Origin of the sequence: Curtobacterium sp. MCPF17_002, assembly GCF_003234115.2 — a bacterium.
In the GTDB taxonomy this organism is placed as follows: Bacteria; Actinomycetota; Actinomycetes; order Actinomycetales; family Microbacteriaceae; genus Curtobacterium.
The window spans coordinates 3,481,057-3,494,666 of sequence record NZ_CP126251.1 but is presented as its reverse complement, the minus strand read 5'-3'; the positions used below and the strand labels follow the sequence as shown (position 1 = coordinate 3,494,666).

Here is a 13,610-nt window from a genome sequence, read left to right as displayed (position 1 = left end):
ATCCGATTCGAGACGACGGCAGCGTGACGAGCAGGAGACGACGATGGACACCTTCGAGTGGGAACCCCGGGACCTGCCGGACCAGGACGGTCGCACCGTCGTGGTCACCGGCGCGACGGGCGGGCTCGGCCTGGTGGTCGCCGCCACCCTCGCCGCCGCCGGCGCGCGCGTCGTCGCCGGGGTGCGCGACCTCGACAAGGCGGCTCGCGTCCTGCCGTCCACCGTCGGCCTGGAGGCGCGGCTCGTCGACACCGCGTCCGTCGCCTCCGTCACGGCGTTCGCCCGGCGACTGGCGGACGACGGGGTCGTCGTGGACACCCTGGTCAACAACGCGGGCGTGTCCGCGTCCCGTTTCGCGCTCGGCGTGGACGGGGTCGAGCGCACCTGGGCGACGAACGTCGTCGGCCCGGCGGTGCTCGCCGACCTGATGCTGCCCGTCCTCGGTGGTCCGGCGCCGCGTGTGGTGCTCGTCGGCTCGAACCTGTCGCAGCGGTCCTCCCGGGTGCCGGACCTGGACGCCGTCGGCGACCCGGCACGCTACCGGCAGTTCGCGGCGTACACGGCGTCGAAGACCGCGGCGGCGGCGCTCGCCGTCGAGCTCGGGGAGCGACTGGGGGCGTCGGGGGCGTCGGGGACCTCGGGCGCGCCGGTGCGGTCGGTGATCGCGCACCCCGGCATCGCCGCGACGGGGATGAACGGGCAGGCGGAGACCCGGCTCGCGCAGGTCGCGGGCCGGATCGCACGGCTCGCAGCCCGCACGCCCGAGGACGGCGCACGGTCGACGCTCTGGGCTGCCACAGCACCGGACGTCGAAGAGGGGGGTGTTCGTCGGCCCGGCCCTCCGGCGATCGGACCGGCGGCTGCACGTCGTGCCTGTCCGTGGCGCAGCGGCGGACCCGGTCTTCCGTGCGAGGGTCCGTGCGTTCGTCGAGCAGGTCGCCGAACGCGCCGAGGTCTGACGCGGGCTCGACCTGTGCCCGTGAGTCGCAGAACGCGGATTCTCGAGGTCGTTTCCTATCCACTCGCGGAAACCCGGGCCGAGCGGTGGACACCCCGTGAACGGGGGGCTGGGCGCGTCGAGCCGTCCACCGCAGACTGGCGCAGTTCTCGACCCGAAGGAGCGCCGTGTCCGTTCAACCATCCCAGCCGCCGAGCGCCCGCACGCGTCGGCGGATCCCGGTCAGCTCGTGGGTCGGTATCGTCATGACCGGACTCCTGGCGTTCGTCGCCCTCGCGTCGACCGGCTTCTGGGGGATGGTCCTCATGGTCTCGTTGGTCATCCTCATCACAGCCGTCTACGGCGTGGTCTTCCGGCGGACGACGTGGCTCCGACTGCCTCGGAGGCGATCTGCGGCGGCCATCGGCGCAGGTGTTGCCTTCGCCCTGCTGATCGGGTCGACCTCGGCGTACGGCGCGACACACCCGCAACCGGCCGAGCCTGTCGTCGCCGCAGCCACCCACGCTTCGCCGAGCGCCCCGTCGAGCCGTCCCCACGCGCTCGTCGCCGAGGGAACTCCCACCCCGACACCGACCCACACCACCGCACCGACTCCGACTCCGACGCCTGTCGTCGTGACGAAGATGGTCACCGAGACGATCTCGGTACCCTTCGCGTCGCAGACCGTTCAGGACGCCACGCGTGCGACGGGAACGTCGGCGGTCACGACGCCTGGCCACACCGGGGTCCGGACGAAGACCTGGCGCATCACCACGAGGAACGGGGCAGAGACCGGCCGTACCCTCGTGAGCGACGCGGTCACGACGCTGCCGGTCGCCCAGGTCACGTCGGTCGGCACCTACGTCGCTCCGCCGCCCCCTCCTGCGCAGCCCACCTGCACGAACGGCACGTACGTCAACAGTGCCGGCAACACCGTCTGCCGTCCCGAGGTGTCGAGTACTGCGCCCAGCGGCGCGACCGCCAAGTGCGGCGACGGCACCTACAGTTTCAGCCAGTCGCGCAGCGGCACGTGCTCGCGGCACGGCGGTGTGGCTGCCTGGCTCTGACCCTGCCATCGAGACGCAGCCTCGAACCGACGGTGAACAACAGGGAAGTGCTCGTTGAGCGGCCGAACGACTCCCATTCGGCCGAGACTCGGCGGCTGCGTTCGTGCCCTGCCGGACCCTCCCGGTCGCGCTGGATCTACACGTCGACCCGGTAGTCGAGCGCCAGGTCTTCAGCGTTCACGCCGCGGATGCCCCAGTTCACCTTCGGCGTCTCGGTGATCGTGATCTCGACGCTGTGCGGCGGGATGCCTGCTCCTGACGCGATGCGCGCGAAGAGCTCGCGGACGAGTGCTCGCTTGGCGGCATCGCTCCTGCCCTGGAACATCGAGATCTCGATGATCGTGTACTCGTCCCCCCGGTCCTCGGGATGGATGAAGTCCGCGGCCTCAAGACCCACGAACCGGTGGAAACGCTTCTCGGGCGGGTAGTCCAGTGCTGCCATCACCGCGCCGTGGATCGCGTCTGAGAGTGCCTCCCGATGGGCATCGAGAGCGGCCCGTCGCCCGTACACGATCACCTGCGCCATGGAGGAACGCTACCGAGCGGTGGGGGCGCGCGGCGGAAGCGGTGGCTCCTCCGCTCCGCTGAGGCGGACCATGGCGGCGTAGAGCTGGTCGTCGGTCATGGGTGGTTCCGGGATGGCGTGTGCACGCTCGGCTCGGTAGGCATCGAGCATCAGGTGGAGTTGCCGTCGCCACGCATCGGGCGCCGTGGTGCTCGTCGCGTCGATCATGCGGCCGTTCGACCAGATGAGGTTGACGATGTCGGCCAGGGCGATGTCCGGACGCACCCGTCCGGCGTCCTGCGCACGCGTGAGGACGTCCTCGATCTGCTGACACATCCGGTCGTGCACCTGTTCGATCTCCGCGCTGTCGGGGAACCGTCGGGACAGGAAGTCGTTGAAGCCGCGGTCCCCCGCTTGGATGCGGAACAGGTTCTCCAGGTACGAGACGAACCCGTCCCACGGGTCGGTCTTCTGCAGGGCGGCATCGGCGCCGTCGAGGAACTCCCGGAGTCGGGGCTCGAAGGCGGCCGTCAGAAGGTCGAGTCGCGTCGGGAAGTGGCGGTACAGCGTGCCGATCGCCACGCCAGCGTCCCGCGCGACCTGCTCGAGCGAGGCGTCGACTCCGCGGACGGCGAACTCCTGCTGCGCGGAGCTGACGAGCCGTGCTCGACGTTCTCGAGCATCGCGGCGCAGCGGAGCTCGCGACTGCTGTCCCTCGTGGATGCTCACCCCGTCAACCTACCGGGCCGGTCAGGGAATGAACTGAGGCACCCCTCCGGTTGTGGCCTTCTAACCGGAGGGGTGCCTCACATTACGTGCTCGTCCGGTGCAGTGTCGTCAACGGCACTGCTCGTCCAACACGAGGAAGCACACCATGACCACCATCAGCATCATCGGCTCCGGCAACATGGCGGAGGCCATCGGCACCCGAGCGGCGAAGCACGGCCACATCGTCGAGCTCCTGAGCCGCAGCACGGACAAGGCGCAGGCGCTCGCCGAGCGCATCGGTCACGGGGCCTTCGTGGGCACCTACGGGTCGCAGCCCGCAGGCGACATCGTGATCGTCGCGATCCTGTACGCCGACGCCGTCGACGTCGTCGCGCACCACGGCGAGGCACTCGCCGGCAAGGTCCTCGTCGACATCACCAACCCGTTCAACGCCGATGCGTCGGGCCTCGTGACCACCCCCGGAGACTCGATGGCCCACCGTATCGCTGCCGTCGCGCCGGCCGACACGCACGTGGTGAAGGCCTTCAACACGATCCTCGGCACCGTCCTCGCCGAGGACGGACCCCTGGACGGCTTCATCGCCGGAGACGACGCAGCGTCCAAGGCGATGGTGGCGGAGTTCCTCGAGAGCATCGGCATGCAACCGCGGGACGCCGGCGGGATCGGCATGGCGCACGCCCTCGAGTGGGCCGGGATCCTGCTGGTCGGACTCGCGAACAACGGTGCCGGTTTCAACTCGGCACTGGGGCTCGAGGTCCGCTGACATGGGCAAGCTCGAGGGGAAGGTCGCCGTCATCACCGGTGCGACGAGCGGTATGGCGCTCGCCGGGGCGCAGCTCTTCGTCGATGAAGGGGCCCACGTCTTCGTCATGGGCCGTCGGCGCGAGGCGCTGGACGCAGCGGTCGCGCAGATCGGACGAAACGTGACCGTTCGACGCCGCGTTCGCCCTCAACGCGAAGGGCACGCTGTTCACCGTCCAGAAGGCGTTGCCGCTGTTCCGGGAGGGGGGATCGATCATCATGACCGGATCGAACGCTTCGCTCCGCGGGTACCCGGGGTGGAGCGTCTACGCGGCGAGCAAGGCGGTGCTGCCCGCGTACGCGCGGGTGTGGGTGGCGGAACTGCGCGACCGGAAGATCCGGACCAACGTGCTCACCCCCGGCCAGGTCGCCTCCCCGATGATGGAGGGCGTCCTGTCGGCGGAGGTGCGGGCGGCGTTCGAGTCCGTGATCCCGAGACGGGAGATGGGCCGTCCCGAGGAGATCGCATCGGTCGCGCTGTTCCTCGCCTCGGACGACTCCAGCTACGTGAACGGCATGGAACTCGTGGCGGACGGGGGTGCGACGGTGATCTGAGCGACGGCAGGTTCCCCGAGCGGACGTCCGCCCCGTGGGCTAGCTGTACTGCCCAGGGACGTTGGTCAATCGTGTGATGGGTGACCGGTTCCCGATGGCGGTGTGGGGCCGGTGGTGATTGTAGTGATGCAGCCATCCCGGGAGCGCGTTCCTGCGTGCAGCTTCGGTCGGGTAGTGGCGTGAGAATGCCCATCCGTCGGCGAGTGTGCGGTGGAATCGCTCGATCTTGCCGTTCGTTTGTGGCCGGTATGGGCGGGTCTTTTTCGGAGTGATCCCGAGCTCGGTGCAAGCATCACGCCAGGCGTGGGATTTGTAAGCCGACCCGTTGTCGGAGAGAACGCGTTCGACTCGGACGCCGCGAGCTGCGAACCACGACACCGCGCGGCGGAGCACCCCGATCGCGGTGACCGCTTTCTCGTCTTCGTGGATCTCGGCGTAGGCGACGCGGGAGTGGTCGTCGATGACGGTGTGCACGAACGCAGTTCCGACGAGGACTCCGCGGTACTTGCTGCGGCCTGTCCCTGGAGTCGCTGCTCGGTTCTTCCCGCCCTGGGCTCGGCCGACGAAGCGCCATCCGCCGCCGTCAGGGATGTTGCCGAGCTTCTTCACGTCGACGTGGATCATCGAGCCGGGATACTCGTGCTCGTATCGGCGCACCTGCTCCCCGGTCCGGACGTCGATGTGGTGCAGCCGGTTGACCCGGCACCGTGTCAGCACGGCATGCACCGTGGACGCCGGCATGCCCAGGCGTCCGCCGATAGCGACAGGCCCCAGCCGTTTGCGCCAGCGGAGTCCGACGATCTGTTTCACGAGCGCTTGTTGGGTGCGGTTCGGCGATCGGTGTGGTCGAGAGGACCGGTCCTGCATGCCGGCCTCGCCCATTGCCGCGTACCGATCGGCCCACCGCTTCGCCGTCGGCCAGGACACGTGGAAGAACACGGCTGCGTGTCGGATGGGCCAGCCATCCTCGACGATGAGGCGCGCGAGCCGGAGACGCGCGCGCGGTGTCAGCGCAGCGTTAGCGTGGGACATGAGGACCTCCTGCGGAGAGTGCGTGAACTAAGCAGCTCCACTCCACCGCAGGAGGTCCTTCTCACGCTGCTATGACAACCGCGAGTCCCCGCAGATCAACCAACGTCCCTGGGCAGTACAGCTAGCGCAGCTCGCGCCCCGCGCCCCACACCCGCTGCACCTCGAGCGACGGGGACAATGCGACGAGGTCCGCGGCGAAGCCCGGCGCGAGCCGACCCAGCCGGTCGCCGAGCCCCAGCGCGGCGGCCGGCACGCTCGTCAGCGCCGCGACGGCCTCCGGCAACGTCCGTCCGGCACGGGTCACCGCGTTCCGCAGCGCCACGTCCTGCGTCAGCGTCGACCCGGCGATCGTGTCCGTCCCCGCGACGTGCGCGACGCCGTCGGTCACGGTGACGTCGAGCGACCCCAACCGGTAGGAACCGTCGGCTGCACCCGCAGCGCCCATCGCGTCGGTGATGAGTGCCACGCGGCCCGGGGCAGCTCGGAACAGGGTGGTCGCCACCACCGGGTGCACGTGCACGCCGTCGAGGATGAGCTCCAGCGCCACGCGGTCGTCGGCCACGGCGGCACCGATCGGCCCGGGCGCTCGGTGGTGGAGGCCCGGCATGGCGTTGAACGCGTGCGTCAGCAGCGTCGCTCCGGCGTCGAACGCGGCCCGGGCCTGCTCGTACGTGCCGACCGTGTGCCCGACGGCGACGGTGACCCCGGCGTCCACGAACCGGCGGACGGCGTCGAGTGCACCGGGCAGCTCGGGGGCGATGGTGACCTGGCGGAGGACGCCCTCGCCGGCTTCCAACAGTGTCGAGACGGCGGCGGGCGACGGGTCGATCAGGAACGACTCGTTGTGGGCGCCCTTGTTGTGCGGGGAGAGGAACGGCCCCTCGAGGTGGACGCCGAGCACGAGCGGGTCGGTGGCCATCACGGAGCGAACCCGTGCCAGCGACCCAGCGAGCGCGTCCAGCGGGTTGGCGACGAGCGACAGGACCGAGCGGGTCGTGCCGTGCGACCGGTGCATCGCGAGGGACGCCGCGAAGGAGTCGTCCTCGTACGCCTCGGTCGACCCGCCGTGCCCGTGCAGGTCGATGAAGCCGGGCGTCAGGACGGCGTCACCCAGGTCGACGACCTCGTCGGCCGCGGGAGCCTCGGGACCGGAGCCGACCGCGCGGACGGTGTCACCGACGACGAGGACCCAGCCGTCCGCCGTGGACCCGGCCGCGTCGACGACGCGCGCCGCACGGACCAGGGTGCTGCGCGCCTCCAGGCCGTCCGACGAGACCGACGAGACGCCTGCCCCGCTCACCGCGTCTCCTTCCGGAACTGCACCACGCCGGAGACCGCCGCGACCACGATGAAGACCAACCCGACCACCGGGTACCCGATGGAGATCCAGCAGCCGCCGGCCGCGATCACCAGCGCGACCTCGACGATCGTCTTGCCCACCACGTCCGTCTCGATCGGCGAGGCCGGCGACCGGAAGAAGTACCAGACCAGCGCCGCGAACACCGGCGCACCGACCATGAACAGGATCGCGGGCATCGGGAACGGCCACGCGAAGTAGCCCCACGTCGCCAGGGACAGCAGCCCGACCGTGCAGACGAGGATGCGCAGCACCCGCCACGCGTCGAACTCCCGGCGCGGCTTGCCGATCGCCGAGGGATCGGGGACCTCTCCCCAGTCGACGGGGGACTGCGGGGCGTTCGTCATGGTGCGGCCTACTTGAAGATGATCGTGCGGGCACCGTCGAGGAGGACACGGTCCTCCGCGATCCAGCGCACCGCCTGGGTGAGCGTGCGGGACTCCTCGTCCTGCCCGATCGAGACGAGCTCGGCCGGGTCCTTCGTGTGGTCCACGCGCACGACGTTCTGCTCGACGATCGGGCCCTCGTCGAGGTCGCTCGTCACGAAGTGCGCCGTCGCACCGATGAGCTTCACCCCGCGGGCGTGCGCCTGCCGGTACGGGTTCGCACCCTTGAAGCCGGGCAGGAACGAGTGGTGGATGTTCACCGCGCGGCCCTCGAGGGCGGCGCACAGCCCCGGCGACAGGATCTGCATGTACCGGGCGAGGACGACGAGCTCGATGTCGTGCTCGTCGACCGCCTCGAGGATGCGCTGCTCCATCTGCTGCTTCGACTCGGGGCCGGTGACGGGACGGTGCTCGAACGGGACGGAGTAGAACGACGCCAGCTCGGCCAGGTCGGAGTGGTTCGACAGGACGAGCGGCACCTCGATCGGCAGCTGCCCGCCGCGCTGCCGGTAGAGCAGGTCGTTGAGGCAGTGGCCCGCCTTCGACACGAGCACCAGCGTGCGCATCGGACGGCCGACGACGTCGAGCTGCACGCGGGCGTCGTAGCGTTCGGCGACGGGGGCGAGCGCCTCCTCGAAGGTGGCGCGGTCGACGGGTGCCATGACCTGCAGCCGCATGAAGAACGTGTTCGTGTCGACGCTCGAGAACTGCTGCGACTCGGTGATGTTGCCGTTCGCCGCGACCACCGCTCCGGAGACGGCGTGCACGATCCCGGGCTGGTCGTCGCAGACCAGCGTGAGGGTCCAGTGCGTGGGGGTCGGCAGGGTCGGGTCGGTCACCGGATCAGGCTACCGGGGTCCGGTCCGCGGAGCGGCCGGGCCTGGAGGCACGGCGCGGCCCCGGCAGGCACGCCCGCGTCACCGGGGGAGCGGCTTCGCGAGCGCCCGGTCGCCGATCGTGAGCACGCTCAGCAGCACCGCGACCCCGACGATCACCCACGCGAGCACGTGCAGGTCCGGCGTGGTCGGAGCCTGCCCGAAGACGCCGCCGATCAGCGACGAGGCCGCGATCGCCCCGATGTAGACGCTCGTCCGGGAGAGCCCGGCCGCGGTGCCGATGTACTCCGCGGGCACGACCCGGTACAGGGCGGCCTGGTTCGACACCGAGGCCAGGGCCTGCGGCACCCCGAACAGGGCGGGGGCGAGCACGAGCAGGAACAGCGGCGACCCGGTGTGCAGCAGCAGCAGGAGCAGCCCGCCGACGATCGGCACGACGGCCGCGATGACGAGCGGCCCGCGCACGGCGGTCTTCCGGGCGATGAGGAACGACGCGACACCGGCGACGATCGCGGCGGGCAGCTGCATGTACCCGGCGACGTCGCTCGGGTACCCCGCGACGTCCTGCACCCACTGCGAGAACCCGTAGGTCATCGTGTAGGCGAGCAGGTACACGAGGAACAGCCGCATGTACGTCCGCGACAGGGCACCGTTCCGTGCGAGCATCCGGACGTCGACGAACGGCTTCGTGGCGCGGAGCTCCCACAGGACGAGCGCGACGAGCAGCACGATCGCGACCCCGAGGAGCCACCACAGCCCGGCGGACAGGTCGAGCAGGAACACGAGCAGCGCGGACACGGTGCCGGTCATGAGGACCATGCCGAACGGGTCGAGCGCGGTCAGGACGGGCACGTCCTCGTCGGTCCGGGGCCGCAGCCGGTCGGACGGCAGCCAGAGTGCGGACACCACGATGCCGAACGCGGCGAGGGGCACGTTGACGAGGAAGATCGCGTGCCAGCCGAACGCCGCGATGAGTGCACCGCCGAGCGGCGGGCCGGCTGCGGCGGACACGAGCGAGGTGATCGACAGCGCCCCGAGCACGAGCGGCGGCGTGGGCCTGCCGATCCGGAGCGAGTGCTGCCGCAGCGTCGTCAGCGCCGCGGGGTACGCCGACGAGGTGCCGATCCCGATGAGCACACGGGCGAACACCGCTCCCCCGAACCCGGTGAGGATTTCGGGGACGACACCGGCGACGCCGACGATCACGAGTCCGGTGAGGAACACCTTCTTCGGGCCGAACCGGTCAGCGAGCTTCCCCATCGTCGGCTGCGCGATCGCACTCGCCAGGTAGAGCGCCGCGACGAGCCAGATCGCCTGCGCTGCCCCGATCCCGAGGTCCCGGGAGATCGGTGCGAGCGCGACCGACACCATCGTCGTGTTGATCGGGTTGAGCAGCGGTCCGACGAGGACGGGGACGAGCAGCTTCGGGCCGAAGCCGCTGCCCCGGCCCTGGTCAGCGGGCGTGGTGGGGACGGATGCGGTGGACGTGGACGTGGTGGCCTGCCTTGGTGGGGTGGCCGGGGCGTGACGGGCCTGGAGGCGCGGCGGGCGTCCGTGACGGACGTCGCGTCTCCGGGACGGTCACGACTCGACGAGGGGTCTGAGGACGGCGATGGAGCGCGCGACGGTCGCGCGGTCGTCGGGATCGAGGGCGGCGAGGCGCTCGGCGAGGAGGCGGGTGCGGGAGCGGTGCGAGTCCTCGCGGGCGGCGCGGCCGGCGTCGGTGGCGCTGACGATGGTGCGGCGGCCGTCGGTCGGGTCCTGCTCGCGGTCGACGAGGCCGAGGTCGACGAGTGCCTGGATCGTGGCGCCCATCGACTGCGGGCGCACGCCCTCCGCTCGGGCGAGGTCGGCGGTCGTCGTGGCACCGTCGCGGACCAGGCGGCCGAGCGCTGCCGACTGCGATGCGGTGACCTCGTCGACCTTGCCGACGAGGGTGGTCCGGCGGATGCGGCCGTAGAGCGTCAGCAGCTCGCCGGCGAGCTCGACCGAATCACGTGAATCCATACCATGACGGTACTACTTCGGCAGGGCAACTTGCAAGGCAACCTGTCGATGACGTGCGGAGCGTGGCGGAGCCGAGCCGCGCCTCCAGGCAGTCACCGTGCCGGACGTGCGTCAGCGCGCGGAGGTGAGCGTCTCGATCAGGTGTTCCTGCACGTACCCGAGCCAGTCGTAGACGTCCCGCAACCCGACCCCCGCGTCCGACGAGTACGACCGTTCCTCGGTGGCGGAGTCCACGATCCCGAGGCGATCCGCGATCGTCAGCCGCAGGTCCGTCAGGCAGCGGAGCCAGGCCTGCTCGTCCTCCGGCCCGAACGCCCCGTCGCGCGCCCCGGTCGACCAGGCGTGCACCGTCGACGCGTTCGTCGTCTTCTGCGCGACCAGGTCCGACTCCGTCCAGCGACGGAACTCCGCACTCGCGTCGGCGTCGCCCGGGTACGCGTCCGGGAACATCCGCGCCGACACCGGATCGGACGCGAGCTCACCAGCGAGCACCTGCTGCAGCTGCTCGGTGAGCGAGGTGAGCACCGAGCGCTCGCCGGAGGACATGCCGAGGTGGACGCCGTCGGCGCGGCGGACGAAGGGGATCACGGCGTCGGGGCCTTGTCCACGGAGGCCTGCAGACCGTAGCCGTGCATCGCCTCGACGTGGGCCTCCATCGCCTCGCGCGGGCCCGTCGCCACGATCGCCCGCCCCTCGTCGTTCACCTGCTGCATGAGCCGCTCCGCCTTGCCGCGCGGGAACCCGAAGTACTGCTGGAACACGTAGGTGACGTACGACATCAGGTTCACCGGGTCGTCCCACACCACCGCGACCCAGGGGGAGTCCGGGCGCACGTCGACGCGGACGTCGGTTCGCTCGTCCACGTCGGGCGTCAGCAGGGTCATGCAACCAGGGTGACACGAACCGGCTGCCTCGGTACGATCGTGGGGTCGCGACTGGCGTTGGATGGGTCACCATCGGGGAGCGACACCTGACACGGTGCGCGGCCGTACGCCTGGGCTGCACCGACCGATCGTCCGCGCGACCTCCACGGTCGTCGCCAACAACGTAGGAGAACCGTGTCCATCACCGATCTGCCCCCCGTGGCCGCCGACAGCGCTTCCGACAGTGCGTCCGACATCGAGCGCGTTGCCTTCAACGCCCCGCTCAGCGAGGTCGACCCCGAGATCGCCGCCGTCCTGCAGCAGGAGCTCGGCCGTCAGCGCGACACCCTCGAGATGATCGCGTCCGAGAACTTCGTGCCCCGCGCCGTGCTCGAGTCCCAGGGCTCCGTGCTCACCAACAAGTACGCCGAGGGCTACCCGGGCAAGCGCTACTACGGCGGCTGCGAGTACGTCGACGTCGCCGAGCAGCTCGCCATCGACCGCGCCAAGGCGCTCTTCGGTGCCGCGTACGCGAACGTGCAGCCGCACTCCGGTGCCACGGCCAACGCCGCCGTCCTGCACGCCATCGCCTCGGCCGGCGACACCATCCTCGGCCTCGAGCTCGCGCACGGCGGTCACCTGACCCACGGCATGAAGCTCAACTTCTCCGGCCGCATCTACAACGCCGTGGCCTACGGCGTCGACCCGGAGACGTTCGAGGTCGACTACGACGACATCCGCGCCAAGGCCATCGAGCACCAGCCGAAGGTCCTCATCGCCGGCTGGTCCGCGTACCCCCGTCAGCTCGACTTCGCGAAGTTCCGTGCGATCGCGGACGAGGTCGGCGCGAAGCTCTGGGTCGACATGGCGCACTTCGCCGGACTCGTCGCCGCCGGGCTCCACCCGTCCCCGGTCCCGCACGCCCACGTCGTCTCCTCGACCGTGCACAAGACGCTCGGCGGTCCCCGGTCGGGCATCATCCTGTCCAACGACGAGACCCTGTTCAAGAAGCTCAACTCCGCGGTCTTCCCGGGTCAGCAGGGCGGCCCGCTCATGCACGTGATCGCCGCCAAGGCCACCGCGTTCCTGCTCGCCGGCACCCCGGAGTTCAAGGCCCGCCAGGAGCGCACGATCCGCGGTGCCCAGGCGCTCGCCGCCCGCCTGACCGCGGACGACGCGAAGGCCGCCGGCATCGACGTCCTCACCGGCGGCACCGACGTGCACCTCGTGCTCGTGGACCTCCGCACGTCCGAGGTCGACGGCAAGCAGGCCGAAGACCTGCTCCACGAGGTCGGCATCACCGTGAACCGCAACTCCGTGCCGTTCGACCCGCGGCCGCCGATGGTCACCTCGGGTGTGCGCATCGGCACCTCGGCGCTGGCCACCCGCGGGTTCGGCGACGCCGAGTTCACCGAGGTCGCCGACATCATCGCGCTGACGCTCATGCCGAACCCCGACATCGCGGCGCTCTCGGCCCGGGTGAAGACCCTGACCGACGCGTTCCCGCTGTACGCGTGAGCGGTCCCGTGGCCGCGCCGCTGCCGCGCACGCTCTGGGACGGTGCCGGTTCGGCGGTGCGCATCGACGGCACCGCCCTCGCCGCCCGCACCCTCGACGAGCTCCGCGTCCGGATCGACCGGCTCCACGAGCACGGCATCCGGCCGGGCCTCGGCACGATCATGGTCGGGTCCAACCCGGGATCGATGTCCTACGTCGCGGGGAAGCACCGCGACTCGGCGCAGATCGGGCTCGACTCGGAGCGGATCGACCTGCCCGAGACTGCGTCCGCCGCCGACATCCGCGCGGCGATCCTGCAGATGAACGACGACCCCCGGGTCACCGCGTTCATCGTGCAGCTCCCGCTGCCGCAGGGCATCGACCCGACGCCGATGCTCGAGCTGATGGACCCCGCGAAGGACGCCGACGGCCTGCACCCGACGAACCTCGGTGAGCTCGTGCTCGCCGTGCCCGGGGGCGCCGGCTCCATCGACGCGCCCCTGCCGTGCACCCCGCGCGGCATCGTCGCGATGCTCGAGGCGTACGAGATCCCGATCCGGGGTGCGCACGTCACGATCATCGGGCAGGGGCTCACGGTCGGGCGCCCGCTCGGCCTGCTGCTCACCCGGCTCGAGGCCACCGCGACCCTCACGCACTCGCTCACCGCCGACGTCGCGGCCGAGTGCCGACGTGCCGACATCGTGGTCGCTGCGGCCGGTGTCGCCGGACTCGTCAAGCCGGACTGGGTACGCCCGGGCGCCGCGGTCATCGACGTGGGCATCACGCGTGTGGTCTCCCCGGAGACGGGCAAGGCCAAGCTCCACGGGGACGTCGACCCCGCGGTGGCGTCCGTGGCCGGGTTCATGTCGCCGGTGCCCGGTGGCGTCGGGCCGATGACCCGCGCGATGCTCATGAAGAACGTGGTCGAGGCCGCGGAGCGCCGGTTGCAGTAGGGCGCGCACGCGTCGTGAGCAGAAATGGTCGGGTTCCCTCGTGGGACCCGACCATTTCTGCTCACGACGTGCGTCCTGCCGGTGC

16 protein-coding genes, 1 pseudogene and 1 riboswitch are annotated in these 13,610 nt (G+C 70.8%); of the genes and pseudogenes, 7 read left to right on the top strand and 10 right to left on the bottom strand.

Features of this window, described 5'->3' with window-relative positions:
- The first annotated feature begins 43 nt into the window (after positions 1-43).
- Entirely contained in the window at positions 44-1,207 is a 1,164-nt protein-coding gene (locus DEJ28_RS16335; protein WP_111116781.1) for an SDR family NAD(P)-dependent oxidoreductase, read from the top strand.
- Complete coding sequence (locus tag DEJ28_RS16330) at positions 1,204-2,004, top strand: G5 domain-containing protein (RefSeq protein WP_258368194.1); 801 nt, start codon at positions 1,204-1,206, stop codon at positions 2,002-2,004. Before DEJ28_RS16335 ends, DEJ28_RS16330 begins: the two co-directional genes overlap by 4 nt.
- A gap of 136 nt (positions 2,005-2,140) precedes the next feature.
- Here the strand turns inward: DEJ28_RS16330 and DEJ28_RS16325 are convergent, their stop codons facing one another.
- Positions 2,141-2,530, bottom strand: coding sequence for a tautomerase family protein (locus DEJ28_RS16325; RefSeq protein ID WP_111116780.1), 390 nt, complete (start codon positions 2,528-2,530; stop codon positions 2,141-2,143).
- A gap of 9 nt (positions 2,531-2,539) precedes the next feature.
- Positions 2,540-3,238: a TetR/AcrR family transcriptional regulator gene (locus DEJ28_RS16320; RefSeq protein WP_111116779.1), complete on the bottom strand. Its 699-nt coding sequence runs from the start codon at positions 3,236-3,238 to the stop codon at positions 2,540-2,542.
- Between the two features lie 97 nt (positions 3,239-3,335).
- On the opposite strand from DEJ28_RS16320, the gene DEJ28_RS16315 reads away from it, so the two are divergent.
- The 3 genes and pseudogenes from DEJ28_RS16315 to DEJ28_RS16305 all read left to right on the top strand — a co-directional run bounded on the left by DEJ28_RS16315 (position 3,336) and on the right by DEJ28_RS16305 (position 4,594).
- Positions 3,336-4,001 carry an NADPH-dependent F420 reductase gene (locus tag DEJ28_RS16315; RefSeq protein WP_258368193.1) on the top strand — a complete coding sequence of 222 codons (666 nt, stop codon included), beginning with the start codon at positions 3,336-3,338 and terminating at the stop codon, positions 3,999-4,001.
- A gap of 1 nt (position 4,002) precedes the next feature.
- Positions 4,003-4,101 (top strand): annotated as a pseudogene (locus tag DEJ28_RS18085) (hypothetical protein); the annotation flags it as partial.
- A 124-nt stretch (positions 4,102-4,225) separates the two neighbouring features.
- On the top strand, positions 4,226-4,594 hold the full coding sequence (locus DEJ28_RS16305; RefSeq protein ID WP_258368192.1) for an SDR family NAD(P)-dependent oxidoreductase: 369 nt from the start codon (positions 4,226-4,228) through the stop codon (positions 4,592-4,594).
- 39 nt (positions 4,595-4,633) lie between these two features.
- Here the strand turns inward: DEJ28_RS16305 and DEJ28_RS16300 are convergent, their stop codons facing one another.
- From DEJ28_RS16300 to clpS, 8 genes are all read right to left on the bottom strand, one after another.
- Positions 4,634-5,626: an IS481 family transposase gene (locus DEJ28_RS16300; RefSeq protein ID WP_284180737.1), complete on the bottom strand. Its 993-nt coding sequence runs from the start codon at positions 5,624-5,626 to the stop codon at positions 4,634-4,636.
- A gap of 121 nt (positions 5,627-5,747) precedes the next feature.
- Entirely contained in the window at positions 5,748-6,926 is a 1,179-nt protein-coding gene (gene nagA, locus DEJ28_RS16295) for an N-acetylglucosamine-6-phosphate deacetylase (protein ID WP_258368028.1), read from the bottom strand.
- Positions 6,923-7,330, bottom strand: coding sequence for a YrdB family protein (locus DEJ28_RS16290; protein ID WP_111115350.1), 408 nt, complete (start codon positions 7,328-7,330; stop codon positions 6,923-6,925). Before DEJ28_RS16290 ends, nagA begins: the two co-directional genes overlap by 4 nt.
- A gap of 8 nt (positions 7,331-7,338) precedes the next feature.
- Entirely contained in the window at positions 7,339-8,208 is an 870-nt protein-coding gene (gene purU / locus DEJ28_RS16285) for a formyltetrahydrofolate deformylase (protein WP_502866935.1), read from the bottom strand.
- Positions 8,209-8,286: 78 nt separating this feature from the next.
- A complete protein-coding gene (locus DEJ28_RS16280) occupies positions 8,287-9,600 on the bottom strand; it encodes an MFS transporter (protein WP_258368030.1) in 1,314 nt (437 codons plus the stop codon).
- 186 nt (positions 9,601-9,786) lie between these two features.
- Positions 9,787-10,212, bottom strand: a complete 426-nt coding sequence (locus tag DEJ28_RS16275; protein ID WP_111115348.1) for a MarR family winged helix-turn-helix transcriptional regulator — start codon at positions 10,210-10,212, stop codon at positions 9,787-9,789.
- A 111-nt stretch (positions 10,213-10,323) separates the two neighbouring features.
- Positions 10,324-10,800, bottom strand: a complete 477-nt coding sequence (locus tag DEJ28_RS16270) for a DUF2017 family protein (protein WP_111115347.1) — start codon at positions 10,798-10,800, stop codon at positions 10,324-10,326.
- Positions 10,797-11,096 carry an ATP-dependent Clp protease adapter ClpS gene (clpS, locus tag DEJ28_RS16265; RefSeq protein WP_111115346.1) on the bottom strand — a complete coding sequence of 100 codons (300 nt, stop codon included), beginning with the start codon at positions 11,094-11,096 and terminating at the stop codon, positions 10,797-10,799. The genes DEJ28_RS16270 and clpS overlap by 4 nt, the downstream gene beginning before the upstream one ends.
- A gap of 37 nt (positions 11,097-11,133) precedes the next feature.
- Positions 11,134-11,219, top strand: a riboswitch (ZMP/ZTP riboswitch).
- 111 nt (positions 11,220-11,330) lie between these two features.
- Between clpS and glyA the strand changes: the two genes are divergently transcribed.
- The gene (gene glyA, locus DEJ28_RS16260; protein ID WP_111115365.1) at positions 11,331-12,593 is read left to right on the top strand and encodes a serine hydroxymethyltransferase; all 1,263 of its coding nucleotides are present in this window, start codon (positions 11,331-11,333) and stop codon (positions 12,591-12,593) included.
- Between the two features lie 20 nt (positions 12,594-12,613).
- Positions 12,614-13,525, top strand: coding sequence for a bifunctional 5,10-methylenetetrahydrofolate dehydrogenase/5,10-methenyltetrahydrofolate cyclohydrolase (locus tag DEJ28_RS16255; RefSeq protein ID WP_502866959.1), 912 nt, complete (start codon positions 12,614-12,616; stop codon positions 13,523-13,525).
- Positions 13,526-13,610 lie beyond the last annotated feature (85 nt).

Coding starts and splice junctions, on each gene's coding strand:
- DEJ28_RS16335 (WP_111116781.1), top strand. CDS start 44: ATGGACACCTTCGAGTGGGAACCCCGGGACCTGCCGGACCAGGACGGT.
- clpS (WP_111115346.1), bottom strand. CDS start 11,096: ATGACCCTGCTGACGCCCGACGTGGACGAGCGAACCGACGTCCGCGTC.
- DEJ28_RS16300 (WP_284180737.1), bottom strand. CDS start 5,626: ATGTCCCACGCTAACGCTGCGCTGACACCGCGCGCGCGTCTCCGGCTC.
- DEJ28_RS16325 (WP_111116780.1), bottom strand. CDS start 2,530: ATGGCGCAGGTGATCGTGTACGGGCGACGGGCCGCTCTCGATGCCCAT.
- DEJ28_RS16290 (WP_111115350.1), bottom strand. CDS start 7,330: ATGACGAACGCCCCGCAGTCCCCCGTCGACTGGGGAGAGGTCCCCGAT.
- DEJ28_RS16275 (WP_111115348.1), bottom strand. CDS start 10,212: ATGGATTCACGTGATTCGGTCGAGCTCGCCGGCGAGCTGCTGACGCTC.
- DEJ28_RS16330 (WP_258368194.1), top strand. CDS start 1,204: ATGACCGGACTCCTGGCGTTCGTCGCCCTCGCGTCGACCGGCTTCTGG.